16 protein-coding genes are annotated in these 26,933 nt (G+C 61.3%); 13 read left to right on the plus strand and 3 right to left on the minus strand.

The window, feature by feature from the left end; translation table 11 throughout:
* Positions 1-15: 15 nt before the first annotated feature.
* The 5 genes from QRN31_RS17085 (at position 16) to QRN31_RS17105 (ending at position 6,402) form a co-directional block, all read left to right on the plus strand.
* Positions 16-882, plus strand: a complete 867-nt coding sequence (locus QRN31_RS17085) for an ABC transporter permease (RefSeq protein WP_285433302.1) — start codon at positions 16-18, stop codon at positions 880-882.
* Between the two features lie 201 nt (positions 883-1,083).
* A complete protein-coding gene (locus tag QRN31_RS17090) occupies positions 1,084-2,010 on the plus strand; it encodes a LysR family transcriptional regulator (protein WP_285433303.1) in 927 nt (308 codons plus the stop codon).
* A gap of 212 nt (positions 2,011-2,222) precedes the next feature.
* Positions 2,223-3,758: an MFS transporter gene (locus QRN31_RS17095; protein ID WP_285433304.1), complete on the plus strand. Its 1,536-nt coding sequence runs from the start codon at positions 2,223-2,225 to the stop codon at positions 3,756-3,758.
* 26 nt (positions 3,759-3,784) lie between these two features.
* A complete protein-coding gene (locus QRN31_RS17100; RefSeq protein ID WP_285433305.1) occupies positions 3,785-4,849 on the plus strand; it encodes an HlyD family secretion protein in 1,065 nt (354 codons plus the stop codon).
* Positions 4,846-6,402, plus strand: a complete 1,557-nt coding sequence (locus QRN31_RS17105; RefSeq protein WP_285433306.1) for an efflux transporter outer membrane subunit — start codon at positions 4,846-4,848, stop codon at positions 6,400-6,402. Before QRN31_RS17100 ends, QRN31_RS17105 begins: the two co-directional genes overlap by 4 nt.
* On the opposite strand, the gene QRN31_RS17110 is transcribed toward QRN31_RS17105, so the two are convergent.
* Positions 6,383-7,072 carry an NYN domain-containing protein gene (locus QRN31_RS17110; protein ID WP_285433307.1) on the minus strand — a complete coding sequence of 230 codons (690 nt, stop codon included), beginning with the start codon at positions 7,070-7,072 and terminating at the stop codon, positions 6,383-6,385. The genes QRN31_RS17105 and QRN31_RS17110 overlap by 20 nt on opposite strands.
* Before the next feature lie 496 nt (positions 7,073-7,568).
* Between QRN31_RS17110 and QRN31_RS17115 the strand changes: the two genes are divergently transcribed.
* The 8 genes from QRN31_RS17115 to cysC all read left to right on the plus strand — a co-directional run bounded on the left by QRN31_RS17115 (position 7,569) and on the right by cysC (position 25,319).
* Positions 7,569-8,351, plus strand: a complete 783-nt coding sequence (locus QRN31_RS17115; protein WP_285433308.1) for an efflux RND transporter periplasmic adaptor subunit — start codon at positions 7,569-7,571, stop codon at positions 8,349-8,351.
* Entirely contained in the window at positions 8,348-9,667 is a 1,320-nt protein-coding gene (locus QRN31_RS17120; protein ID WP_285433309.1) for an efflux RND transporter periplasmic adaptor subunit, read from the plus strand. The genes QRN31_RS17115 and QRN31_RS17120 overlap by 4 nt, the downstream gene beginning before the upstream one ends.
* A complete protein-coding gene (locus QRN31_RS17125) occupies positions 9,668-11,764 on the plus strand; it encodes a site-2 protease family protein (RefSeq protein ID WP_285433310.1) in 2,097 nt (698 codons plus the stop codon). It abuts the gene before it with no gap.
* Between the two features lie 270 nt (positions 11,765-12,034).
* On the plus strand, positions 12,035-13,606 hold the full coding sequence (locus QRN31_RS17130; protein ID WP_285433311.1) for a glycosyltransferase family 39 protein: 1,572 nt from the start codon (positions 12,035-12,037) through the stop codon (positions 13,604-13,606).
* Between the two features lie 125 nt (positions 13,607-13,731).
* Positions 13,732-14,568, plus strand: a complete 837-nt coding sequence (locus QRN31_RS17135; protein ID WP_285433312.1) for a sulfotransferase family protein — start codon at positions 13,732-13,734, stop codon at positions 14,566-14,568.
* Positions 14,569-14,622: 54 nt separating this feature from the next.
* A complete protein-coding gene (locus QRN31_RS17140; RefSeq protein WP_350310389.1) occupies positions 14,623-23,175 on the plus strand; it encodes an Ig-like domain-containing protein in 8,553 nt (2,850 codons plus the stop codon).
* A gap of 40 nt (positions 23,176-23,215) precedes the next feature.
* Complete coding sequence (locus QRN31_RS17145; RefSeq protein WP_285433313.1) at positions 23,216-24,730, plus strand: TolC family protein; 1,515 nt, start codon at positions 23,216-23,218, stop codon at positions 24,728-24,730.
* On the plus strand, positions 24,714-25,319 hold the full coding sequence (gene cysC, locus QRN31_RS17150; RefSeq protein WP_285433314.1) for an adenylyl-sulfate kinase: 606 nt from the start codon (positions 24,714-24,716) through the stop codon (positions 25,317-25,319). The genes QRN31_RS17145 and cysC overlap by 17 nt, the downstream gene beginning before the upstream one ends.
* A 123-nt stretch (positions 25,320-25,442) precedes the next feature.
* Here cysC and QRN31_RS17155 read toward each other — a convergent pair whose 3' ends face one another.
* Both QRN31_RS17155 and QRN31_RS17160 read right to left on the minus strand, forming a co-directional pair.
* Entirely contained in the window at positions 25,443-25,826 is a 384-nt protein-coding gene (locus tag QRN31_RS17155; RefSeq protein WP_285433315.1) for a DUF6124 family protein, read from the minus strand.
* 346 nt (positions 25,827-26,172) lie between these two features.
* Entirely contained in the window at positions 26,173-26,931 is a 759-nt protein-coding gene (locus QRN31_RS17160; protein ID WP_090177155.1) for a slipin family protein, read from the minus strand.
* Positions 26,932-26,933 lie beyond the last annotated feature (2 nt).

A 26,933-nucleotide genomic window follows, 5' to 3' on the forward strand; every position in this document is an offset into this window, starting at 1 on the left:
TGAGAGGAGTGCCCGATGAGCCATTTATCATCCCCGCGTGAAGCATTCGAAACCGTTCTGCAGCCGCTCACGAGCGTGCCGCTGGAGCGTGAACTACCGCTCGGTCAGCGCCTCTGGCAGCAAGGCTGGATTCGTAAAAGCCTGATCCTGATTCTGCTCGCGGTGCTGTGGGAAGTGGTTGCCCGCGTGCAGAACAACGACCTGCTGCTGCCCAGTTTTTTACAAACCGCCAGCGCGCTGTATGACGGTTTGCTCAGCGGAGAGTTGCTGGACAAGGTCTGGATTTCCCTGGTGGTGCTGCTCAAGGGTTACCTGATCGGCATTGTGCTGGCGTTTGCCCTGACCACCCTGGCGGTGTCGACGCAGTTCGGGCGCGACCTGCTGAGCACCCTGACCTCAATGTTCAATCCGCTGCCGGCCATTGCGCTGTTGCCGCTGGCGCTGCTGTGGTTCGGGCTGGGGCAGAACAGCCTGATTTTCGTATTGGTGCATTCGGTGCTCTGGGCGTTGGCGTTGAACACTTATGCCGGATTTCTCGGGGTCTCGGAAACCTTGCGTATGGCCGGGCGCAACTACGGTCTGAAGGGCATGCGCTTTGTGTTGTTCATCCTGATTCCGGCGGCGCTACCGTCGATCCTCGCCGGGTTGAAAATCGGCTGGGCCTTCGCCTGGCGCACGCTGATTGCCGCTGAACTGGTGTTCGGCGCTACCAGCGGCAAGGGCGGTTTGGGCTGGTACATCTTTCAGAATCGCAATGAGCTGTACACCGACAAAGTGTTTGCCGGGTTGGCGGTGGTGATCTTGATCGGGTTGCTGGTGGAGAACCTGGTGTTTGATTCGCTGGAGCGGGTGACCGTCAAGCGGTGGGGGATGCAGAGTTAAGCTCTGCGTTGTTTGGTTTGGCCCCATCGCGGGCAAGCCCGCTCCCACAGGGATCTCCAGTGGATGCGGACTTTGTGTTCAACACATAAACCTGTGGGAGCGGGCTTGCCCGCGATGGGCCAGACTTGCCACCCCATCAGTCAGGAGAATGTTTGCTAGCATTGCGTCTGAGTCAATTCACCTCAGACACGAGTGCTCACAATGCAACTCCCGGACATGAATCTTCTGGTCGCTCTCGACGCTCTGCTCGACGAGGGCAGCGTGGTCGGCGCGGCGCGGCGAATGAACCTTAGTCCGGCCGCGATGAGCCGTACCCTGACGCGGATCCGTGAGGCCATTGGCGATCCGATTCTGGTGCGCGCCGGTCGTGGCCTGGTGCCGACGCCCAAGGCGTTGGCGTTGCGCGAGCAGGTACGCGATCTGGTCGAGCAGGCCGCGCTACTGTTCCGCTCCGCTGATGACGTGGACTTGGGCAGTTTGCGTCGCCGATTCAGTATTCGGGCCAACGATTTTTTCGTGGGTGTTTACGGGGGCAAGTTGTTCGACACGATGGAGCGCCAGGCCCCGCACTGCGAATTGCGCTTTGTGCCCGAGGGCGATGGCGATGACGAGGCCTTGCGTGAGGGGCGAATCGACTTAAGCGTCAGCAACAATCGTCCGGTCATGCCGGAAGTGAAGGTGCAGAACTTGTTTTCCACGCACTTTGTCGGCTTGGTGCGTGAAGATCACCCCTTGTTTGCGCAAGAGATCACGGCTGAACGCTATGCCGGGTTCTCCCATATCAGCATGTCCCGCCGCGGTATTGCTCGCGGTCCAATCGACACGGCGCTCAATGCCTTGGGACTGGAACGGCGGGTGGCGGTGATTGCGCCGAGTTTCCATGCGGCAATGTTTGCCTTGCCCGATTCCGATCTGATCCTGCCGGTTCCTCAGGAAGCCATATTGAGCGTACGACGCCTGGGCTTGAAACTGCGCTCCTTTACCCTGCCTGTACCTTTGCCGACTCTGATGCTGACCCAGGCCTGGCACCCGCGTTACGACAATGATCCGGCCCATCGCTGGCTACGTGAAACACTCAAGACCTGTTGCGACGAGACGTGGCTGGCCGCGCAACCCACCTCAAGCTGATCACTGACCTACAGTGGGAGCGGGCTTGCTCGCGAAGGGGCCATCACATTCAACATCAATAGCGACTGATACGCTGCTTTCGCGAGCAAGCCCGCTCCCACACGTTCTTTATTACTGCGTCTAACGCACTTATAAGCTGCCAATAAGTCAATTTTCGTCAGGTCCCGCACTTCTTAAACTGCCCCGGTGTTCATACCCCGGAGCTTGCAGCAATGACTTCCCTTACGGTCACGGCACCGCTCGCCGTGGCCAGTCCGGCCGCCGCCGCGCCGCCGGTCTTCGGTCCGCGAATCATCATCGGCCTGGTGGGCGTGTTGCTGGTGGTGCTGGTGTCGGGCCTCAACGAGATGGTGACCAAAGTCGCGCTGGCCGACATTCGTGGCGCGTTGGCCATCGGCTACGACGAAGGCACCTGGCTGGTCGCCTGCTACACGGCGACCTCGGTGGCCGCGATGGCCTTCGCGCCGTGGTGCGCGGTGACGTTCTCGTTGCGGCGCTTCACCCTCTGCGCCATCAGCGCCTTCACTCTTTTGGGCGTGTTGTGCCCGTTCGCGCCGAACTACGAAAGCCTGCTGCTCATGCGCACGTTGCAAGGCCTGGCCGGCGGCGCGCTACCGCCGATGCTGATGACCGTCGCGCTGCGATTTTTACCGGCCAACGTGAAGCTATACGGTCTGGCGGGTTATGCGCTGACGGCCACTTTCGGGCCAGGTCTCGGCACTCCGTTGGCGGGTTTGTGGACCGAGTATGTCGGCTGGCAGTGGACCTTCTGGCAAGTCATCGTGCCGTGTCTGATTGCCATGGCGGCGGTCGCCTACGGCTTGCCGCAGGATCCGCTGCGTCTGGAGCGTTTCAAGCAATTTAACTGGCGCGGATTGCTCCTGGGTTTTCCGGCGATTTGCATGCTGGTGATCGGCATCCTGCAGGGCAATCGGCTGGACTGGTTCGAGTCGGATCTGATCGGCGGATTGCTCGGCGGCGGTGTGTTGCTGCTGGTGCTGTTCCTGATCAACGAATGGTCGCAGCCGATCCCGTTTTTCAAGATGCAGATGCTCGGCATCCGCAACCTGTCGTTCGCCTTGCTGACCCTGGCCGGCGTGCTGGTGGTGCTACTGGCGGTGATCATCATTCCATCGAGCTACCTGGCGCAGGTGCAGGGTTATCGCCCGGTTCAGACCGCGCCGATCATGCTGTTGGCGGCATTGCCACAGTTGATCGCGCTGCCTTTGGTGGCGGCGCTGTGCAACTTGCGCTGGGTCGATTGCCGCTGGGTCCTGGGGATCGGTCTGAGCCTGTTGGCGCTGTCTTGCATCGGTGGTTCGCACCTGACGTCGGTGTGGATTCGTGACGATTTCTACGTGCTGCAATGGCTGCAAATCTTCGGTCAGCCAATGGCAGTGCTGCCGCTGCTGATGCTTGCCACCGGCAGCATCACGCCAATGGAAGGCCCCTACGCCTCGGCCTGGTTCAACACCGTCAAAGGCCTTTCAGCGGTGGTCGCCACCGGGCTGATCGAGGTGTTGACCACCACACGCCTGCATTTCCATTCGACGATGCTGGTGGACAACCTCGGTAACTCGCCGCTGGCCGACAGTGGCAGTGCGGGCCTTGCCCACCGCCTGCATGAACAAGCCGTCGTGCTGACGGCTTCTGATCTTTATCTGTGCATGACGGGCATCGCAGCAACGCTGGTCCTGCTGATTTTCTGGTTGCCGACGCGGATGTATCCGCCGCGCGCACCGACATGAACGTTTCACTGAGACAGAAGGTTTTTATGACGACTCAAGCAAAGCAAAAAATGGCGGTCGGCGTCGCCGCGGCAGTGGCGGTCGGCGTGCTGGTTTACCTGCTGGCGCCAGGGGTTTTTGGCAAACGCACACAACAGAGCACCAATGATGCCTTCGTCTCGGCGGACTTCACCCTGGTGGTGCCTCGCGTGGCGGGTTTCATCAAGGAAGTGCTGGTGGAAGACAACCAGCAGGTCAAGGCTGGTCAGTTGCTGGCGCTGATCGATGATCGGGATCTGCGTGCCGCCGCCCAAGCCGCCGACGCCGAAACGCTGGTGGCCAGGGCGCAACTGCAAAACGCACGGGCCACCCTTGAGCGCCAGACGTCGGTGATTGCTCAAGCGCAGGCGTCAATGGTATCGGCCAAGGCAGAAATGGACTTTGCCGCGCACGAGTTGAATCGCTACAACCACTTGGCCGGCGTGGGTGCGGGTACGGTGCAGAACGCTCAGCAGGCGCGCACGCGCATCGATCAGGCGACTGCGCGGCTGGCTAACGTGACAGCGGTGCTGGCGGCGGAGCGCAAGCAAGTGGAGATCCTTACCGCTCAGCGCGACGCCGCGGAAGGTGGGCTGAAACGGGCGCAAGCGGCGCTGGAAATGGCCAGCTACGAGCTGTCTTACACGCGCATCGTTGCACCGCAAGACGGCATGGTCGGCGAGCGCGCAGTGCGGGTCGGCGCTTACGTGACGCCGGGCAGCAAAATTCTGGCGGTGGTGCCTCTGGCCCAGGCTTACGTGGTGGCCAATTTTCAGGAAACCCAACTGACTGATGTGAAGCCGGGGCAGGGCGTGCAAGTGCGTGTCGACAGCCTTGGCAGCGAAGTCCTGAACGGTCGCGTCGAGAGCATCGCCCCGGCCACCGGTGTGACGTTCGCTTCGGTGAAACCGGACAATGCCACCGGCAACTTCACCAAGGTGGTGCAGCGGATTCCAGTGAAGATAGTGCTGGAACCGGGGCAGGCGTTGGCCGAGCGGTTGCGGGTGGGGATGTCGGTGGAGGCGAGGATAGATACGGCAAGCAACGCCTCGCGTGAGGTGGCTCAGCAATGAAGATATTTGTTGATTGGACTGACGCCTTCGCGGGCAAGCCCGCTCTCACAGTTGAGCGCATTCCAATGTGGGAGCAGGCTTGCCCGCGAAGTGGCCGGTGGCCTCAACTCATTTTTTGCGCCTTACTGGTCCTTAGCCTTTCAGCCTGCACCGTCGGCCCCGACTTCCAGAAACCTCAAGCGCAACAAATCACCGAATGGTCGAAACCAGCAAAAGCCGCTACCAGCCAAGCCACCGCCGAAACAATGGACGAACGCTGGTGGGAAGTCTTCAACGACCCGAAACTCTCAGCCCTGACCCAGCGCGCGCTAACCGACAACCTCGACTTGAAACTCGCCAGCAGCCGCCTGCAACAAAGCCGTGCCGTGCGCCAGGTGGTGACCGCCGCGCGTTACCCCAACACCGCCGCCACAGGCAGCTACGGACGTAAACGAAACAGCGGCGAAGGATTGATGGATCCGTCCGGCCACAACGGCGACTCGGCGTTCAATCTGTGGGATGCAGGCTTCTCCGCGTCCTGGGAGCTGGATTTCTGGGGTCGTGTCCGTCGCGAAACCGAAGCCGCCGATGCGACCCTCGAAGTCGCGGAAAACGATCGTCGCGGCGTGCTGCTGTCAGTGCTCGCCGAAACGGCTCAGGACTACATTCAATTGCGCGGTGTACAAAGCACACGTGCCGTCACCGAGCAGAACCTCGACGTCGCTCGCCACAGCTTGAAACTGTCGCAACTGCGTCTGGCTGACGGCGTAGCCACCGACCTGGACGTCGCCGAAGCGGCGGCCCAAGTCGCCGCCATCGAATCGCGTTTGCCTGCGCTTGAACAGCGTCAGTCGCAACTGATCAACGCGCTCAGCCTGTTGATGGGTGAACCACCGCAAGCGCTGTTCGCCGAGTTATCCACAGACGTCCCCGTGCCGCAAATCCCGCGTCAGGTCGCCATCGGTTTGCCGTCGCAATTGGCCGAACGTCGCCCGGACATCCGTCAGGCCGAAGCCCGCCTGCATGCCGCCACCGCGAGCATCGGCGTGGCCAAGGGCGATTTCTATCCACGGATCACCTTGTCCGGCAACCTCGGTTCGCAAGCCATGCAGCTCAGTGATTTTGGTTCCTGGGGCTCGCGCTCGTTTGGCATCGGCCCGCAATTGAGCCTGCCGCTGTTCGATGGCGGACGATTGCGCGGCGTTCTGAACTTGCGCGAGGCACAGCAACAGGAAGCCGCGATCTCCTACCAGCAAACCGTACTACGTGCGTGGCATGAAATAGACGATCAACTGACCGCCTACAACGCCAGCCAACTGCGCCGCGACAGCCTCGCCGAAGCCGTGCGCCAAAACCAGATCGCCCTGCGCACCGCGCAGCAGCAATACGTGGAAGGGGTGGTGGACTTCGTTAACGTGCTGACTGTTCAAGGCGCGTTGCTGGCGACTCAGGAACAATTTGTGGAGAGCTCGACCGGGGTTTCGCTGGCGATGGTGGGTTTGTATAAAGCGTTGGGTGGGGGATGGGAGTCGGTGTATCCGTTGGCCATTGCCGTTACCAATAATCCGGTTTGATAGCCGGCGTTTTACGGGTAGGCACGCGATCCGGGAATTGGTGTGACTGCAACTCTTCTGTTGAGATGACTCGACGCATCCAATGGGAGTGTTCTTTTAGCGAGCCTGGCGAAGGACAGTTCAATTCAGCTCGACGAGGAAGAATGACCCCGATAGTTATGTCAGGAAAATCTTCGCGAATAGCTTTAAGGGCTGGAGTCATGTCTGTGTCGCTGGAAACCAGTACGAGTTGTTCAATACGGTCATGCACGTCTAGAGCGGCTTGCTTGGTTGCGGTGCGGTACATGCTGATCGCGATGTGAACATCCGTTTCTTTCTCTTCAAGCTTCCAAATGTCGACCTTATCTTGACGGGAAGCACCTGTTTTCCTGTCTATGAAGCGCGGAGCTTTTGCCGGCTCGAGCGAATGTCGGCCATAGTGCACTGCTACTTCGGTCGTTTTCAGTGCTCGCACATACGAGTCTTGAGCTTCTTTCGAGATTCTGCCCCGAGTGGCGAGTATCGGTTTGACGGAAGAAGTGAAGTAATCAACGGAGATGATTGAGCTTTGCGGGTTTTCGATATGTGCGACATGGGCCAGCAGGCCTTTGAGGTTGAGCCACTTATGGGGAGTGCCCGCGAGCAACCCGTAAAACAGGTTGTAGCCATCAACAAAAAAAGCGGTGCGCACGAACTTAATCCTCAAAAACGAAAAAACCGGCCTAGGCCGGTTTTTTCACCCCAACTGCCAGAGAACTGAATCTCTGCGTACGGGGTTGAGTTGGAGCAATCCTAAGTCGTGCTCGCCACGCGCGTCAATCACCGATTGACCAGGTGCTACACGACGGCATTCACTCCAGCGCCGGCGAGTCAGTTTTGATCACCGGCCTAGCTGATGGTCAAGGCGTTGTTGGCCTGAGTTATTAGTGATTGCTACAGGAAGAGTGTTGAGGTGCTGCAGTTCTATAAAAGTTTGAAGTGTCGACCGCCGCTCTCCGTATCGATTGAATGTATGTTCCCAATTTTGTGTGGGATTTATTACTGAGAGGTTCCGAAGGAAAGCCTAAGTATCTGGGCTGAGTAATTTGGCTAATTTGAAACATCACATTTCCAACCAATAACAACCATCCACTTGACGCACACCCACCCTGTCATAGACTCCGCTCATCCGTCAGGGAGATACGGTTATGCAGCGTGTTCGTGGTTGGGTTATTGGATTGACCTTGTTTACATGCGCAGTTCAGGCGCAAACGCCCGTGCCAGACGATCCGTTGTTGGAAAACAGTGCCACTGGCAGCAGCACGACGGCCAGCAGTGAGGCTCGCGGCGTGTTGCGAGCCAGGGATCAGGCGGTGCTTGCCAGTGAGTTGTCCGGGCGCATTGTCGAGTTGCCGTTCAGTGAGGGCGAGTCGTTCAAGAAAGGCGATACGCTGGCGCGTTTCGATTGCTCGGCGTATCAGGCCCAGCTCAATGCCGCTCAAGCGGCCAACCGTGGCGCGGGTGAAGAGCTGGCGCACAACAAACAGCTCGCGGCGTTGAATTCGGTCGGGCGTTTTGAAGTGGCGCGGGCCGAGGCCAAGGTCGGCGAGACCCAGGCGCAATCCCAGGTTTATCAGGTTCAGGTCAAACGCTGCAGCGTGTTGGCGCCGTTCGATGGGCAAGTGGTCGAGCGCAAGGTCAAGCGCTATGAAAGTGTTGCCGCTGGTGCCCCCTTACTGGACGTGGTCGACAACCGCACCCTGGAAATTCATTTGCTGGTGCCGTCGCGCTGGATGGCCCGACTCAAACCCGGCCAGACCTTCAGTTTTGTTCCCGATGAAACCGGTCAGCCGCTGGATGCCACGGTCAAGCGTCTCGGTGCGCGGATTGATGAAGGCAGCCAGACCTTGCTGCTGGTCGCGACGCTTCCCAATGCCAACGGTTTGCTGGCGGGCATGAGCGGCACGGCGCGATTCGCGGAGCTTAAATGAACGCGCCGGTTGCCGGCGGCGCCGAACAGGTCTTCGCCAGGTTTCTTGATCTTGAACGCCTCACCCGCGCGGCGCGCGCGCCTTCGCAACTGGCCTACAGCCTGGTCAATGACGGGCAGGCGTTGTTCGGTTTTCGCCATGCGGCACTGTTGATCGCTGGCAAGGTGCAAGCAGTGACGGGCGTCAGCACAGTGGAGCCGAATGCGCCGTTCGTGGCGTTCGTCGAACAGGCCGTCGCTCAGTTGTTCAAGGCCGATCTGCTGAAACAGGCCCGGGTGATCCCGGCGAATGTGCTCAGTGAATCGATCCAGGCTGATTGGCAAAGTCTTTCGGCGGCCCATGTGTTCTGGCTGCCGCTGATCGATCACGAAGGTGAGGTGTTCGGTGGCCTGTGGCTGGCGCGGGATCTGCAGTGGAATCCTTCCGAGCAAGTGTTGCTGTCGCAATTGGGCGACACCTACAGCCATGCCTGGCTGGCGCTGCAACCGCGCAAGCCGTGGCGACTGCGCTGGACCCGAAAACGCCAGGTGGCGTTGCTTGCCCTGTTGTTGCTCGCGTTGCTGATCCCGGTGCGCCAATCGGTGCTGGCGCCCGCTGAAGTGGTTCCGTTGGGCGGTCGCGTGGTGGCTGCGCCGCTGGACGGGGTGATCACCGAGTTCCTGGTCAAGCCCAATCAGACGGTAAAAACCGGCGAGCTGTTGCTGCGCTTTGAAAGCACTACGCTCAAGGCTCAAGCCGATGTGGCTGAGCGCGCCTTGGGCGTTGCGGAAGCAGAACTCAAGGCCAATTCCCAACGCTCGTTCGCCGATGCTGAATCAAGTTCGAAGATCGATCTGCTGGCCGCGCGAGTCGAGCAAAAACGCGCCGAACGGGACTACGCCCGCGAACTGCTCAAACGCAGCGAGGTGCGCGCCGAGCGAGACGGTATCGCGGTGTTCGCCGACGCGGAGCGCTGGACCGGCAAACCGGTGCAGACCGGCGAGCGGCTGATGGAAATTGCCGACCCGAATCAGGCCGAGTTGCGTATCGAGCTGGCGGTGGGCGATGCCATTGCCCTGGCGCCCGGCGCGCAGGTCGCGCTGTTTCTCGACAGCGATCCGCTGCACCGGCATTTGGCAACACTTGAACGGTCGGCCTATGAGGCGCAACCCACGGCAGCCGGGCAACTGGCTTATCGTCTGGATGCGAATTTTGCGGGGGCGCCGCCGCGTATCGGCCTGCGCGGAACCGCCAAAATCTTCGGCGACCGTGCACCGTTGGCGTTGTACCTGTTACGTCGACCGCTGGCCGGGTTGCGCCAGAGTGTGGGCCTTTAGATGAGCCTGCCGAACCTGCGCGCCGACTTGCAGCTGACGCCCGCTGCTCCGGCCCTTGATGGCTCGCCGCGTTGGACCTTGGCCGACCCGGTGCGCGGCCGCTATTTCAAGCTCGGCGCGGCGGCGATGCGTTTGCTGCGTCATTGGTCCCTGGGCGACCCGGAACAAGTGCTGCGTGCCGCCAACCGAGAACCCGGCTTGCCACTCGATGGCGCGGAGCTGGAGCAGTTGCTGGGCTTTTTGCGCAGCCACGATCTGATCAGCGCGCTCGATCCGCAACAGCGCGCCAGTTACAGCCTCAAAGCCGCCGCCCAGCGCCAGACGTTGTGGCAGGTGTTGTTGCACCAATACCTGTTTTTTCGCATTCCTCTGTGGCGCCCGGACGCTTTTCTCAACCGTGCCTGGCCGTGGCTTGAGCGCTTCGGTCCGCGAGCGCTGCGCTACGGATTCCCGGTCACCCTGGGGCTCGGGGTATTTCTGGTGTCCCGGGACTGGCAACGTTTTATCGCCACCTTCCCGCATTTGTTCAGCCTCGGCGGCGCGCTGGCGTTCGGCGTGGCGCTGTTCTTTGCCAAGCTCTGTCATGAGTTCGGTCACGCCTTCATGGCCAAGCGCGCGGGCTGTCGCGTGCAGAGCATGGGCGTGGCGTTCATGGTCTTGCTGCCGATGTTTTACACCGACGTCAGCGATGCATGGCGGGTCAATGATCGCCGCGCGCGGCTGCTGATCGGCGCCGGCGGTGTGCTGGCGGAACTGCTGCTGGCCTGCATCGCGCTCCTCGTCTGGTCACTGCTGCCCGAGGGGCCCGGACGCACGGCGGCGTTCATGCTCGCCAGTGCCACCTGGATCACCACGCTGGTGATCAATCTCAATCCATTCATGCGTTTTGATGGTTATTTTTTGCTCAGCGACTTCTGGGAGGTGGATAACCTCCAAGGGCGAGCGTTTGCCCTGTGCCGTTGGCGGTTGCGTGAGTTTTTGTTTGGTTATGGTGCGGCGGCACCGGAGCCTTGGTCGCCGAAGATGCAGCGCCGGTTGCTGATTTGGGGCTATGGCTCGTGGCTTTGGCGTGCGGCTTTATTTTTCGGGATCGCCCTGGCGGTCTATCACCTGTTCTTCAAAGTGTTGGGGATTTTCCTGATGCTGGTGGAGCTGGTGTGGTTCATCTTCTTGCCCATTTTGAGCGAGTGGCGGCAATGGTGGAGCCGAAGGGAACAAGCCTATGCCCCACGAGTTCTGCTCAGCGGTCTGGTGTTGCTTGGGCTGGTCCTGACGCTGGGATTGCCGTGGCGCAGCGCCGTGGAGCTGCCGACGATGCTTGAGGCCGGACGCGCCAGTGCGCTGCACGCGCCGGTCGCGTCACGGGTCAAAACGGTGAATGTGTACGACGGTCAGGTGGTTGCGCAGGACGAGGTGCTGATCGAACTGGAATCGCCGGACCTGGATTCGCGTCAGGCCATCGTCCGTCGCGAAATCCGGATCCAGCAATTGCAGATGCGCCGTCAGGCCAGTCGCAGCGAAACCGCTGCCGATGCCGGTATTGTCGAGCAACGTCTGGCAGAGGCCGTGGCTGAATATCGCGGATTGGCTGCCCAGCGTGAACGTCTGCTGTTACGCGCCCCGCACACCGGCACCGTGCGCGATCTGTTGCCGCAACTGGCGGTCGGTCGCTGGTTGTCGACCAAGGACCCCTTGGCGCGTGTCGTCGAAGACGGTGCGCGGTTGCGTGGTTATCTGGCTGAAGCCGAACTGTGGCGGGTTGCCCCGGGCGCCACCGGACGGTTCATTGCCGATGACCCGATGCACCCGGCGATTGCCGTAAAATTGACCGAAATCGACACCAATGGCGCGGCTTATGTCGATCAGGAGGCGCTGACGTCCGATCATCACGGGCCGATCGCGGTGCGCCGCGATCCGCATCAACGGGCCGAACCGGTGCAGGGACAATACGGAGCAAGGTTGAGCACCCTCGAAGAGGTGCCGACGCCGATGCAACCCTTGCGCGGCGTGGTGGTGTTGCAGGGGCGCGGCGAATCATTACTGGGCGTTGCCTGGCGACGCATGGCGGCACTGGGGGTCAGGGAAAGCGGTTTCTAAGAACAAACGATGGCCGATACCGATTCAGTGGCGGCGGACGGTAGAAACATCTCAGCTCCAGCAATTCCAGCGAGCAAACACCTTCGACAAATTCTGTGCAGCCCAGGCTCCAGAAATTTCCGTGGCCGGGGCACGCCGCGCCACAGCGTAGTTGATCCGCCTGATTGCCGAATGTCGTTGGTCGTATAGCCAGCATCGACGACGGTACTGTCGCTGCCCTACAGTGAGCGCACTATCCATTTTTTGGCAGTGGCAAACTTGAGGGGAGCAATGGAAGTACGCAGAGAAACGCCGGTTGATGGCACCCAGGGCCCGCATGCTGCACCCCGCCCCTGGGCGCGGGTTCAGCGTTTGCTGCGGTGGGTACGCGAGCATTGGCTGTTACCGATCCTGGTGTTGGCCACGGCAGTGCGTTTCTACGACCTGACGGCGGCGGCTATTTGGGGCGACGAAGGTTCCAGTCTGCTGTTGAGCCAATATTCGTTGAGCGGGATCTGGCAGCACGCCGCCCATGATGTGCACCCGCCGCTGTATTTCATGCTCCTGCACGGCTGGATTGAATTGTTCGGCGACGGCATTTTCTCGATCCGATGTCTCAGCGCGTTACCCGGGATCGCCACGGTATGGCTCGGCGTATGGCTGATGGACCTGCTCGCCACTCGGCGTGCCGCGCTGCTGACCGGTCTCCTTATGGCGCTGCTGCCCACGGCGGTGCGTTACAGCCAGGAAGTGCGGATGTACTCGCTGCTGGGCCTGTGGCTGATCGGCGCGACGATTGCCTTGGTTTACTGGATCAGATACCCCCGGCGCACGCGTTATCTGGTCGCCTACGCCCTGCTGATGACGGCCGCGTTCTACACCCATTACTTCACTGCCCTGTGCGTACTTTGCCACTGGCTGTACCTGGGGGTGATCCGTGTACAGCCAGGCTATCGATTGCGGCACATTCAACGCCCCGGCTGGTGGCTGGCGAACGGGGCCATCGTGCTGTTGTACCTGCCGTGGGTGCCGAGCCTGATCGATCTGATCCAGCACATGGATCAACTCAAAGCCAATGGCGATGTCGGGTGGGAAGATCCTGTCACCGTCAGCTCCTTGCCTTCGATGATCTGGTCGTTCCTGGTCCAGGACGATGGCGGAAACCTTCCGACGCCGCTATTTATCGCCATGCCCCTGGCATTGCTGGGCTTGATGTGGGTCGCACTGACCCGCGACCGCAGTGTTTTTCGTGGCAGTGCGTTGGTGGCGATCTATAGCGTTGTACCGCTGCTGCTGGTGTTTGGGGTGTCATTTATTTCGCCGGTGTTCATCGAGCGTTACGTCACCGCGTACGCCCTCGGCCTGCCGATGATCGCGGCACTGGCCATTGATCGCCTGTATTCGGGCTTTCGGGTGATTGCCCTGATGGCGCTAATGCTGTTTGTCGGTCTCGAACTGGTTGGAGTGAAAAACAACGCCACGGTGGATACCAACGACCAAATCAGTGTCATGGTCGACTATGTCAACCAGCACTTCGTTGCCGGGGACCGGATCGTCACCAGCGACATGCTCTGGTACCTCAGCTATGTCTATTACAACCGCACCGACACCAAGCCGTTGCTATATACGCCCCCATTGCCCAATGGCACTTCGAGCCGGCCGAATGCCTATGGTTTCGGCACGCTGGTCACCCAGGACGTTTATCTCGACAGCCTCGGCAGCCTGCCCAAAGGCACCAGCCGCGTATGGTTGATCGGAACCGCCGAGGGGCCGGACGAATTTGCGCCATTGCCAGCAGGGTGGCAGGGCGTTAGCAAAACCCAGGCGGGAGGCGCCAATGCGCGCTTGTTCGTGATGCATTGAGTCAGAAACAAAAATCACATTTTTAAAGGATTTAGCTTCGATTTGATATCAAAACACCACTACTCGTAAGGCCATTCTTCGTCTACGCTGCTTCATACGTAAAGGACTTATGTGCAGGTGAACGGATGCAACAGTTCCATTTCATATCAGGCTTGCCACGGTCGGGTTCGACCCTGCTGTCGGCAATCCTGTTGCAGAACCCGCGTTTTCACGCCGGCATGACCAGCCCCGTTGGCACGCTCTTCACCAGTGTCCTCGAACAATGCAGCGCCGGCAGCGAGTTTGGTGCAGTGATCGACACGCCGTTGCGTCGGCGTCTGTTGCGCGGGTTGTTCGACTCCTACTATGCCGATCAGGCCGACAAACCCGTCATTTTCGATACCAATCGTCAGTGGTGCTCGCGTTTGCCGGCGTTGCAGGATCTGTTTCCCAAGGCCAAAACCATTGCCTGCGTGCGCAACGTCGCCTGGGTGATGGACAGCCTCGAGCGCCTTTATCGCGCCAACCCGTTCGAGAACACCAAGCTGTTCAACGACGAAATCGAGCGCAATACCGTCTACAGCCGTTGTGAAACCCTGGCCCAGCGCAATCGTCTGGTGGGTTTTGCCTGGACGGCGCTCAAAGAAGCTTATTACGGTGAAAACGCCGACTCGTTGCTGATTGTCGATTACGACCTGCTCAGCCAGGCGCCGGAGCGGGTGTTGCGGCTGGTGTACGAATTTATCGGCGAGCCGTGGTTCGAGCATGACTTCAACAACCTCGTCTACGACGCGCCGGAGTTTGACCAGGCACTGGGTGTTTCGGGGTTGCATCGGGTCAAGCGCCAAGTGGCGCTGGAATCACGGCGCACGATCCTGCCGCCGGACCTGTTCGACAAATATGCAGAACTGTCCTTTTGGCACGATGGGTCCTCCAGCGCTGCCAATGTCATTCGTATGAAATCCGAGGCCGCGATCAATTAATTGATCGCGGCTTTTTTTCTGGCTGTCATAAAAGTTCGAGTTCGGGTGAGCAGCATGTGGTGGAGCAACGGCAAATCGCAAAAGGCCCAGGGCGCGCGCGCGCTGGCATCGCCGATGATCATGTCCCTGGAACCGCGCATGCTGTTCGACGGCGCGGTCGCGGCCACGGTGGCCGACGCCGCCCAGCCCGACAGCCACCCCACGGCTGATGCTGCCAAGGCGCCGACGGCCGATCACCCGGCTGCCAGCAAAGACACCCATGGCCAGGCGGACAACGCCTCCGCCGCGACCCCCGCATCGGCGGCAACACCTACGGCCGTGCCCGGCCAAAGCGTGGTGTTCGTTGATTCGCGAATCAAAGATACCGACAGCCTGCTCAAAGGCGTGGCACCAGGCACCCAAGTGGTGACGCTGGACGCCACCAAGGACGGCTTGCTGCAGATTGCCGCTTACCTGGACACTCATCAGGGGGTCAGTTCGGTGCAGATCATCGCCCACGGCAATGCCGGCGACCTGTGGTTGGGCAACAGCTACCTGTCGGCCGACAACGTCGCCGCTCGCAGCGACGTGCTGGCCCAGATCGGCAAGGACATGAACGTCGGTGGCGACATCCTGATCTACGCCTGTAATACCGGCGCCGGGGAACGTGGCGTCAGTTTTGTCGATTCCCTGGCGCAACTCACCGGCCGCGATATAGCCGCGTCCACCAACCGGACCGGTGTGGGCGGCGACTGGGACCTGGAAATCGCGACCGGCAGTATCGAAAGCCGTAGCGTGTTGTCATCCACCTCCATGGCCGGCTACCAGTACAGCCTGGCGACGCTGACCGTGCTCAATAACGGCGACTCCGGCGTGGGCTCTTTGCGCCAGGCCCTGTCCGATGCCGTGGCCGGTGACACAGTTACCTTCAACAGCAGCATGATTGTCGGGCTGAACTCGCAGCTGACCATCACCAAGAACGTAACCCTTGATGGTGACCTGAATAACGACGGCGTTGCCGATGTCACCCTTAACGGCCAGTACAAAACCCGCGTGGTGCAGGTGAACTCCGGCGTCACCGCGACGTTTGACGGCCTGATCATCAAGCAAGGCATGGTGGCCGGTGCAGGCGCGGCGGCGGGGACGGACGGCACAGCGGCAATGGGTGGCGGTATTTTCAACTCCGGCAACCTGACGCTTAAAAACGTTACCGTGACCGATAACGCGGCCTCGGGCGGCGGTGGCGGCGGTGGTGTGACCTCACCTTATGTCGGCGGTGCGGTAGGCGGCGGCGGAGGTGGTGGCGGCGCGCTGGGTGGTCAACTCGGTGGTCATGGCGGCACTTCGGGGTTCGGCACTGGCGTTTATGGCGGTACAAGTGGCTCGGCCGGTCATGGCGGCAATGGCGGGGGGTACAACCCTAACTACATGGGCGGCCGAGGTGGTGGGACCACTGGCGGTGCGGGAGGTGCTGGCGCTGCCAACTACAGTAGCGGCGGCAACGCTGGCACAGCGAGCAACGGCACGGTTTCCATCGGAGGTGGTGGCGGTGGCTCCGGTTGGGACAAGCCCGGTCGGGCCGGCGCTTCGGCGTCTGGCGGTATCTACAACGCCTCGAGCGGCACCCTGACGGTTGTCGGTACGTCCGTTATCTCCAACAACGTCGCGGCTGGCGGTGGCGGTGGTGGTGGCGGTGGCCTCGGCGGTTCTGCCGACCCTGGTGGTGCGGGCGGCAAAGGCGTTGGCGCGATCTGGAATAAAGGCACCCTGCTGATGACGGCAGCCAACTTCAGCGCAATGGCTGGCAATGCCGGCGGGAGCGGTTCGGGTGGACCCGCCATGGGCGGCGGCAGCACAGGCGCCTCCCCGGCTGCTGTGAGCAACATTTTCAATGACGGCGGTACGGTCAATACCAACTACGCACCGGACGTGACCCCGCCGACCGTGTCGAGCATCGTGGTCGGCACCACAAACCTGAACTCCGGCGGCACGTCGCTGGTGACCATCACCTTCAGTGAAGCCGTGACCGGCTTCACCACGGCCGACCTGACCGTGGCCAACGGCTCGGTCAGCGGGCTCAGCAGCGGCGACGGCGGCGTCACCTGGACCGCAACCCTGACGGCGGCGGGCAATATCAACGCACCGACCAATGCCATCACCCTAAACACCACGGGCGTGCAGGATTTGGCGGGTAACGTCGGCACCGGTTCCGGGACCTCCAACAACTACGTGATCCACGACACCGTGGCGCCGACGGCGACCATCGTGGTGGCGGACAACGCGCTGAACATCGGTGAAACATCGCTGGTGACGATCACCTTCAGCGAAGCCGTGTCCGGTTTCACCAACGCCGATCTGACCATCGCCAACGGCACTCTGACAGCGGTGAGCAGCAGCGACGGTGGCATCACCTGGACGGCGACCTTCACCCCGACCGCCAGCCTGACCGACAGCACCAACCTGATCACCCTGGACAAGACCGGTGTGCAGGACCTGTCCGGCAACGCCGGAGTCGGCGTGGCCAACTCGAACAACTATGCCATCGACACCCAACGCCCGACGGCGACCATTTTGTTGGCGGACACCGCGCTGAAAATCGGCGAAACCTCGCTGGTGACCTTCACGTTCAGCGAGGCCGTGACCGGTTTCACCAATGCAGACCTGACCATTGCCAACGGCACCCTCACGGCCGTGAACAGCAGCGATGGCGGCATCACCTGGACCGCGACCTTCACACCAACCGCCAGCATCACTGATGCGACCAACCTGATCACCCTGGCCAACACCGGAATCAGCGACACGGCTGGCAATGCCGGCTCAGGCACCACCGATTCCAACAACTACGCCATCGACACCGTGCGCCCGACCGCGACCATCGTCGTGGCCGACACCGCGTTGAGCATTGGCGAAACCTCGCTGGTGACCATTACCTTCAGTGAAGCGGTGAGCGGCTTCACCACGGCGGACCTGACGGTAGCCAACGGTTCGGTCACCGGGCTCAGCAGCGCCGACGGCGGTATTACCTGGACCGCAACGCTGACCCCGAGTGCGAGCATCAGTGACACCACCAACCTGATCACCCTGGACAACACGGGTGTGCAGGATCTGTCCGGCAATGCCGGGGCCGGTTCGACCAACTCGAACAACTACGTCATCGATACCGTGCGCCCGACGGCAACCATCGTGGTGGCGGACACCGCGCTGAAAATCGGCGAAACCTCCTTGGTGACCTTCACCTTCAGCGAGGCCGTCACCGGTTTCACCAACGCCGACCTGACCATCGCCAACGGCACACTTACGGCCGTGAGCAGCAGCGATGGCGGGATCACCTGGACGGCAACCTTCACGCCGACCACCAGCATCACTGACACGACCAACCTGATCACCCTGGACAACACGGGCGTGCAGGATCTGTCAGGCAATGCCGGGGCCGGTTCGACCAACTCGAACAACTACGCCATCGACACTGTGCGCCCGACGGCGACCATCGTGGTGGCCGACAATGCGCTGATCATCGGCGAAACATCGTTGGTGACCATTACCTTCAGCGAAGCGGTGACCGGTTTCACCAACGCCGACCTGACCATCGCCAACGGTACGCTCACCGCAGTGAGCAGCAGCGACGGCGGCATTACCTGGACGGCGACCTTCACGCCGACCGCGAGCATCAACGACACGACCAACCTGATCACCCTGGACAACACCGGGGTCACCGACCTGGCGGGCAATGCCGGGAGCGGCACCATCGACTCCAACAACTACGTCATCGATACCGTGCGCCCCACCGCCACTATTGTGGTGGCCGACAGCACGCTGAGCGCGGGGGAAACTTCGCTGGTGACCATCACCTTCAGCGAAGCGGTCAGCGGTTTCACCAGCGCGGATTTGACCATTGCGAACGGCACGTTGACCGCCGTGAGCAGCAGCGATGGCGGCATCACCTGGACTGCGACCTTCACGCCGACGGTTGGCGTGAATGATTCGACCAACGTCATCACCCTGGCCAATGCTGGTGTCGCTGATCTGTCCGGAAACGCGGGCAGCGGTACCACCAATTCCGGCAACTACGCGATCGACACCGTGCTGCCGACGGCCACCATTGTGGTCGCCGACAATGCGCTGAACATCGGTGAAACGTCCCTCGTGACCATTACGTTCTCCGAGGCCGTGACCGGTTTCACCAACGCCGACCTGACCATCGCCAACGGTACGCTCACCGGAGTGAGCAGCAGCGACGGCGGCATCACCTGGACAGCGACCTTTACGCCGACCAGCGCCATCACCGACGCCACCAACCTGATCACCCTGGACAACAGCGGCGTGCAAAACGCCTCGGGCAACGCCGGTAGCGGCTCCACCGACTCCAACAACTTTGCCATCGACACCCAGCGCCCAACCGCGACCATCGTGGTGGCCGACCCAAGCCTGGCATTGGGTCAAACTTCACTGGTGACCATCACCTTCAGCGAAGCGGTGAGCGGTTTCACCAACGCCGACCTGACCATCGCCAACGGCACATTGACCGCCGTCAGCAGCAGTGACGGCGGCGTGACCTGGACCGGGACTTTCACCCCGACCGCGAGCATCAACGACGCGACCAACCTGATCACCCTGAACAACACCGGGATCGCGGACCTGGCCGGCAACGCTGGCTCGGGTACCACCGATTCCAACAATTATGTGATCGACAGCCTGCGCCCGACCGCCACCATCGTGGTGGCCGACAGCACGCTGAGCGCGGGGGAAACCTCGCTGGTGACCATCACCTTCAGCGAAGCGGTGACCGGGTTCGACAACAGTGATTTGAGTGTGCCGAATGGGACATTGAGCGCGGTCAGCAGCAGTGATGGCGGTATTACCTGGACCGCGACCTTCACGCCGACGGTCGGCGTCAGGGACACCAGCAACCTCATCACCCTGAACAACACCGGCGTGGCCGACATTGCCGGCAACGCCGGCAGCGGCACCACCAACTCGGCCAACTTCACCATTGACACCGTGCTGCCGACCGTCACTATCGTGGTCGCCGACAATGCGCTGAGCATCGGTGAAACGTCCCTCGTGACCATTACGTTCTCCGAGGCCGTGACCGGTTTCACCAACGCCGACCTGACCATCGCCAACGGTACGCTCACCGGAGTGAGCAGCAGCGATGGCGGCATCACCTGGACGGCGACCTTCACGCCGACCACAAGCATCACCGACGCCACCAACCTGATCACCCTGGACAATAGCGGCGTGCAAAACGCCTCGGGCAACGCCGGTAGCGGCTCCACCGACTCCAACAACTTTGCCATCGACACCCAGCGCCCAACCGCGACCATCGTCGTGGCCGACCCAAGCCTGGCATTGGGTCAAACTTCACTGGTGACCATCACGTTCAGCGAGGCGGTGAGCGGTTTCACCAACGCCGACCTGACCATCGCCAACGGCACATTGACCGCCGTCAGCAGCAGCGACGGCGGCGTGACCTGGACCGGGACTTTCACCCCGACCGCGAGCGTCAACGACGCGACCAACCTGATCACCCTGAACAACACCGGGATCGTCGACCTGGCCGGCAACGCTGGCTCGGGCACCACCGACTCCAACAATTATGTGATCGATAGCCTGCGCCCGACCGCTACCATCGTGGTGGCCGACAGCACGCTGAGCGCGGGGGAAACCTCGCTGGTGACCATCACCTTCAGTGAAGCGGTGACCGGGTTCGACAACAGTGATTTGAGTGTGCCGAATGGGACATTGAGCGCGGTCAGCAGCAGTGATGGCGGTATCACCTGGACTGCGACCTTCACGCCGACGGTCGGCGTCAGGGACACCAGCAACCTCATCACCCTGAACAACACCGGCGTGGCCGACAATGCCGGCAACGCGGGCAGCGGCACCACCAACTCGGCGAACTTCACCATTGACACCGTGCTGCCGACCGCCACTATCGTGGTTGCCGACAACGCGCTGAACATTGGTGAAACGTCCCTCGTGACCATTACGTTCTCCGAGGCCGTGACCGGTTTCACCAACGCCGACCTGACCATCGCCAACGGTACGCTCACCGGAGTGAGCAGCAGCGACGGCGGCATCACCTGGACGGCGACCTTCACGCCGACCACCAGCATCACCGACGCCACCAACCTGATCACCCTGGACAACAGCGGCGTGCAAAACGCCTCGGGCAACGCCGGTAGCGGCACCACAGACTCCAACAACTTTGCCATCGACACCCAGCGCCCAACCGCGACCATCGTCGTGGCCGACCCAACCCTGGCTTTGGGTCAAACTTCACTGGTGACCATCACGTTCAGCGAGGCGGTGAGCGGTTTCACCAACGCCGACCTGACCATCGCCAACGGCACATTGACCGCCGTCAGCAGCAGCGACGGCGGCGTGACCTGGACCGGGACTTTCACCCCGACCGCGAGCGTCAACGATGCGACCAACCTGATCACCCTGAACAACACCGGGATCGTCGACCTGGCCGGCAACGCTGGCTCGGGCACCACCGATTCCAACAATTACGCCATCGACAGTCAACGCCCCACTGCCACCATCGTGTTGAGCGATACCACTCTGAAACCGGGCGAAACCTCTCTGGTGACCATCACCTTCAGTGAGGCAGTCAGCGGTTTCGACAACAGCGACCTGACGATTGCCAATGGTACGTTGAGTGCGGTGAGCAGCAGCGACGGCGGCATCACCTGGACCGCGAATTTCACGCCGACCCTCGGTGTGACCGACGCAACAAACGTCATCACCCTGAACAACGCCGGCGTCGCGGATGTGGCCGGCAACGCGGGCGCAGGCACCACCGATTCCGCCAACTACGTGGTGGAAACCAGCGTGCCGACCGCGACCATTGTGATCGCCGACAACGCCCTGAAGGCCGGTGAAACCTCCGGGGTGACCATCACCTTCAGCGAAGCTGTCAGCGGTTTCACCAACGCCGACCTGACCATCGCCAACGGTACGTTGACGGGGGTGAGCAGCAGCGACGGCGGCATCACCTGGACAGCGACGTTTACGCCGACCAGCGCCATCACCGACGCGACCAACCTGATTACTCTGGACAACACCGGCGTGGTCAACGGTTCGGGCAACAGCGGCGTGGGCGTGACCGATTCCAACAACTATGCCATCGACACGGCGCGGCCGACCGCGACCATCGTCGTGGCGGACAACCGCTTGGGCATCGGCGAGACGACCACGGTCACGATTACCTTTACCGAAGCGGTATCCGGTTTCGACCTGTCGGACCTCAGCGTCGCCAATGGCAACCTGTCCAACCTGCTCAGCAGTGACGGCGGCAAAACCTGGACGGCGACCCTGACCCCGACGGCCAATATCAACGACACCACCAACCTGATCCTGCTCGACAGCAGCAACGTGGCGGACGCTGCAGGCAACGCCGGCGCCGGGATCGCGATCTCCAACAACTACGCCCTCGACGCCACCCGCCCGACCGCCACCATCGTGGTCGCCAACCCGAACCTGGGCATGGGCCAGACCACGCTGGTGACGATCACCTTCAGCGAAGTGGTGAACAATTTCGACCTGTCGGACCTCAGCGTCACCAATGGCGAGCTGACCAACCTGGCCAGCAGCGACGGTGGCAAGACCTGGACCGCTACATTCACCCCGACCGCCAACATCAGCGACCCGAGCAACTTCATTGCCCTGGACACCAGCAACGTCAGTGATCTGGCGGGCAACGCCGGCGATGGCGTGGCGGTGTCCAACAACTACGTGATCGACGGCGAGCGGCCGACGGCCACAGTCGTCGTGGCCAACCCGAACCTGGGTGTGGGCCAGACGTCACTGGTGACCTTCACCTTCAATGAAGCGGTGAGCGGTTTCGACCTGTCCGACGTCAGCGTGGCCAACGGCACTTTGTCCAACCTGTCGAGCAACGACGGTGGCAAAACCTGGACCGCGCTGCTGACGCCGACCGGCAACGTCAGCAACGCCAATAACGCGATCAGCCTGAACGTCGCGGGCGTCACGGACGGTTCGGGTAACGCCGGCAGCGGCACCAGCCAATCGAACGGCTACGCGATCAACACCGTGTCGGCACCGTCGACGACGGTTGTGGTGGTGGCGCCGGATCCGGAGTTCCGCATCTCGCAACCGGTGGCCGTACTCGACCAGCCGCAAGTGCCACTGCAACCGGTGATCTTCGCCGCGCCAACCGGCGCGCTGGCCTCGCCGCTGACGTTTGCGCCGTTGTTCGAAGACCGGGTGATCGGCAACGGCATCCGGCCGCTGGGCGACATTTTCATGAATCACGGCGCGCTGTCGCCAAGCTTCATTGCACAGGTATTCAGCAGCAGCGAGAGCGGTGGCGATGGCACGGGCCACGGTTTCCTCGGTTTTGGCGGCGGCGATGGCGGGGTGTTCAGCACCAGCACCTTGTCGAGTCTGTTCAATCAGGACACCGCCAGCGAACGGGATTCGCTGAACAGCTTTGGCAATCATTCGATCAAGGGCGGGGATGCTTCCCAAGGGCTGCGCGGCGTGTTTGGCGCGTTGACCCTGAACCAGCAACTGCAACAGCTCACAGACACCGAGCAACGGCAGGTCGACCGCTTGGCGGCGGCGTTGAAACAGGTCGGCATCAGCGAAATGCAGGCCTGAATAATCTTAAAAACAATGCGCAATCCAGGGGCAGTCAAGGATGAATAGAAGTCAGAAGTTGTTCGGCGCCAGCTTGCTGGCGCTGGCGGTCAGCGGATGTGCGGTCAAAAGTGAGCCGATTGAACGTAGCGTCAGTGAGCAACGTGCCAAAAGCGATATGCAAACCATGTACACCGGTCAAGAGCCCCTCAATGGCCCCCTGACCTTGCACCAGGCCATGGCCCGTGCGGTGAAATACAACCTCGAAGGCCGGCTCAAGATCATGGAAGAAGCGTTGGCCAAGCGCCAACTCGACCTCGCCAGCTTCGACATGCTGCCGCGCATGGCTCTCGACGCCGGCTATGTCGGGCGCAACAACCAGGGTGCCTCCAGCAGCCAGAGCGTGCTCACCGGCACCCAATCCCTGGAACCTTCGACATCCCAGGACCGTGACCGCCGAGTGGCCGACCTGACCATGGTGTGGAACGTCCTCGACTTCGGCGTCAGTTACATCAGCGCCAAGCAGCAGGGCGACCAGCGACTGATCGTGCAGGAACGCCGGCGCAAGGTGATCAACACCATCGTCCAGGATGTGCGCTCGGCCTATTGGCGAGCGGTGGCCGCCGAGCGTCTGCTCACGCAGATCGACAGCCTGATGGCCCGGGTCGATACGGCGCGCAGCAACAGCCAAAGCATGAGCACCCAACGCATCGGCGATCCGGTCCAGGCGCTGGGTTATCAGCGCTCGTTGATCGAGGCGACCCGTCAGTTGCAGGAACAGCGCCGGGCCTTGTCGTTGGCCAAAACCGAACTGGCGACCCTGATCAATCTGCCGATGGGCACCGATCTGAAACTGGCGACTCCGGATGATTACTCGATACCGCAATTGAAGGTCGGTATGGCCAGCTTGGAACACGAAGCCCTGGCCAGCCGTCCGGAGCTGCGCGAGCAGGATTACCAAACCCGCATCAGCACCGCCGAAACCCGTAAAGCCATGCTGCGATTGTTGCCGGGGCTGGAGTTTTCGGCGGGCGGGCATTACGACAGCAACTCGTTTCTGGTCAATGACAAGTGGGCCGACTACGGCGTCAAGCTGACCTGGAACCTGTTCAACGTGATCTCCGCACCGGCCGCGATCAACGTGGCCAAGGCAGGCGAAGAAGTCGCCAAGGCGCGCCGTCAGGCCATGTCCATCGCCGTGCTGGCCCAGCTCTACGTGGCCAACGCCAATTATCAGGAGGCGCTGCATCAGTTCCAGACCAACCAGGAATTGTCGAGCATCGACGGGCAGATTCTCGGGCAGTTGCGAAACCGTCATCAGGCGGCGAGCCTCGGTGAGCTGGACCTGATTCAGGGCGAACTGAATACGTTGCAGGCGGATTTGCGCCGTGACCTGTCCTATGCCGATCTGCGTAACGCCTACGGTCAGATTTTCGCCAGTGCCGGCCTCGATCCGATGCCGGACGAGGTCCAATCCACCGAAGTCCAGTCCATCGCCACCGCGTTGGCCAACCGCGAGGCGGCATGGGCGTCGGGCGATATCACCGTGCCGGTGACCCATGCCCCCGTCCAATAATCTGCGCGCGCCGATGGCGAGCATCAGCCGCGAGCAGCGTGAGGTGCGTAATGGTCATCACGGTACAGCGATTTTGCTGACCGGTTTGCCGGCGGCGGGCAAGTCAACGCTGGCGCAGGCGTTGCACGCCGAACTGTTCGAGCGCGGCGTGCAGAGCCTGGTGCTCGATGGCGACGGGCTGCGGGTGGGGCTCAATCGCGACCTGGGTTTTACCGACAGCGATCGTCTGGAGAACATTCGCCGGGCCAGTGAAGTGGCGGCGCTGTTGGTAGAGAACGGGCAAGTCGTCATCCTCGCCATGATCGCGCCGCTCGTTGAACTGCGTGAAGTGTTCGCCAGGCGTCTGGGCGAGGACTACCGCGAAGTGTGGTGTAGCGCTTCGTTGGCGGTGTGCGAGCAGCGCGATCCCAAAGGGCACTATGCCCGGGCACGTCGTGGTGATCTGGCGGGATTTACCGGCGTATCGGCGCCCTATGAAACACCGCCGTCGGCTGCCTTGGTGCTCGACACCGGCGTGCTATCGGTTGAAGCGTGCCTCGAACGCTTGCTGACTTGGCTCGGCGAATGCGCGGTGCTGCCGAAACGATGAGTCGAGCGGCCTGCTCGCGCTTGAATGAGAGTGCGGCAGTTGCCAAGCCATGTATCGACTGTACTGAAGCCATCGCGGGCTTGCCCGCGATGGCGATCTTCAACTCACCAACAATCTGTCCGGCTAAACCTTGGTTTGAGCCTTCTCCATTTGCAACGCCTCCCAATGATCCAGCGCTCGTTCGACAAGCAACTGCACGCCATCAGCCATGCGGCTAAGCGCCAGGGCCACCGAGCGCCGCGTGCCGTCGACATCGTCCGCCAGATCGGCCGCAATGGCGCTGATCGACAGCAGGTCTTCGGAAGCGTTGGCCAGTAGGGATTCGGTGTCGATGTCGGCAGAGACAGTGAAGAGATGCCCTTTGCGGCGCTTGGCTGGTTTTTCGGTGGTCGGGGGGAAGTAGTGAGCGAAAGCGCGGTCGGCGGCTTCCTTGAGTTTTTCGGCTTCGAGGGAATTGTCGGAATCGGTGCCAGGGTCAGCTGGCGGATTCGGAGTTATTTTGATCATATAAAACACCCTAAACAGTAAGTTGGAGCCGTCACCGTTCGCTTGCACGCGAATGGGGTGGCGGCCGTGCGCAGGTGTGCAAGACCGGGACTGTTTAGGACACCCAGCAGATCCGAGGATCTCCTGCGCGCAGCCGCCATAAAGCAGTGAGCCTGTAAAAACTCATTGAGAGATAGGGCAATTGCGACCTAAACAGTTTCGTCGGACTTGCACGTCCCTGTCACCGTTTATTCAGTGACAAGGCCAGAGTAGACCTGGCTTTGGGCGGTAACAACTTCACCAACACCGCTACAACTTGAAGGAAATCTCCGACGCAGCTACCGGACGTTGGTGTTCGCGCAGAAAGTCAGGATTTGCCCGACAAATCCGCCATCCCCTTGAGCAGCTCGATCGGCAGCGGAAAGACAATGGTCGAACTCTTGTCCCCGGCGATCGAACTCAGCGTCTGCATGTAACGCAACTGCATCGCCCCGGGCTGACGGCCGAGCATTTCTGCCGCCTGCATGAGTTTTTCCGAGGCCTGCAATTCACCTTCGGCGTGAATCACCTTGGCCCGGCGTTCCCGTTCGGCCTCGGCCTGTTTGGCGATGGCGCGGATCATCGATTCGTTGAGGTCCACGTGCTTGATCTCGACGTTCGCGACCTTGATGCCCCAGGCATCGGTCTGAGCGTCGAGCACTTGCTGGATGTCGATGTTCAGGCGTTCGCGCTCGGCCAGCAGTTCATCGAGTTCATGTTTACCGAGCACGGCGCGCAACGTGGTTTGCGCCAGTTGGCTGGTGGCCATGAGGAAGTCTTCGACCTGGATGATGGCTTTCTGTGGGTCGAGCACGCGGAAATACAGCACGGCGTTGACCTTGACCGAAACGTTGTCGCGGGTGATCACGTCTTGTGGCGGTACGTCGAGCACGATAGTGCGCAGGTCGACCCGGACCATTTGCTGGACGACAGGAATCAACAGAATCAGACCAGGGCCTTTGACCTGCCAGAAGCGCCCAAGCTGGAACACCACCCCGCGCTCGTATTCGCGCAGGATGCGAAAGGTCGATCCCGCCAGCGCGATCACCAGTAACAGCAGCGCGGCAAAACCCAATTGCAGGCCCATGG

It is taken from the genome of Pseudomonas sp. fls2-241-R2A-110, assembly GCF_030209165.1.
Classification (GTDB): Bacteria; Pseudomonadota; Gammaproteobacteria; order Pseudomonadales; family Pseudomonadaceae; genus Aquipseudomonas.

Excerpts from the sequence above, each read along its gene's own strand:
- QRN31_RS17085 (WP_285433302.1), top strand. The coding sequence starts at position 16 with ATGAGCCATTTATCATCCCCGCGTGAAGCATTCGAAACCGTTCTGCAG.
- QRN31_RS17090 (WP_285433303.1), top strand. The coding sequence starts at position 1,084 with ATGCAACTCCCGGACATGAATCTTCTGGTCGCTCTCGACGCTCTGCTC.
- QRN31_RS17095 (WP_285433304.1), top strand. The coding sequence starts at position 2,223 with ATGACTTCCCTTACGGTCACGGCACCGCTCGCCGTGGCCAGTCCGGCC.
- QRN31_RS17100 (WP_285433305.1), top strand. The coding sequence starts at position 3,785 with ATGACGACTCAAGCAAAGCAAAAAATGGCGGTCGGCGTCGCCGCGGCA.
- QRN31_RS17105 (WP_285433306.1), top strand. The coding sequence starts at position 4,846 with ATGAAGATATTTGTTGATTGGACTGACGCCTTCGCGGGCAAGCCCGCT.
- QRN31_RS17115 (WP_285433308.1), top strand. The coding sequence starts at position 7,569 with ATGCAGCGTGTTCGTGGTTGGGTTATTGGATTGACCTTGTTTACATGC.
- QRN31_RS17120 (WP_285433309.1), top strand. The coding sequence starts at position 8,348 with ATGAACGCGCCGGTTGCCGGCGGCGCCGAACAGGTCTTCGCCAGGTTT.
- QRN31_RS17125 (WP_285433310.1), top strand. The coding sequence starts at position 9,668 with ATGAGCCTGCCGAACCTGCGCGCCGACTTGCAGCTGACGCCCGCTGCT.
- QRN31_RS17130 (WP_285433311.1), top strand. The coding sequence starts at position 12,035 with ATGGAAGTACGCAGAGAAACGCCGGTTGATGGCACCCAGGGCCCGCAT.
- QRN31_RS17135 (WP_285433312.1), top strand. The coding sequence starts at position 13,732 with ATGCAACAGTTCCATTTCATATCAGGCTTGCCACGGTCGGGTTCGACC.
- QRN31_RS17140 (WP_350310389.1), top strand. The coding sequence starts at position 14,623 with ATGTGGTGGAGCAACGGCAAATCGCAAAAGGCCCAGGGCGCGCGCGCG.
- QRN31_RS17145 (WP_285433313.1), top strand. The coding sequence starts at position 23,216 with ATGAATAGAAGTCAGAAGTTGTTCGGCGCCAGCTTGCTGGCGCTGGCG.
- cysC (WP_285433314.1), top strand. The coding sequence starts at position 24,714 with ATGCCCCCGTCCAATAATCTGCGCGCGCCGATGGCGAGCATCAGCCGC.
- QRN31_RS17155 (WP_285433315.1), bottom strand. The coding sequence starts at position 25,826 with ATGATCAAAATAACTCCGAATCCGCCAGCTGACCCTGGCACCGATTCC.
- QRN31_RS17160 (WP_090177155.1), bottom strand. The coding sequence starts at position 26,931 with ATGGGCCTGCAATTGGGTTTTGCCGCGCTGCTGTTACTGGTGATCGCG.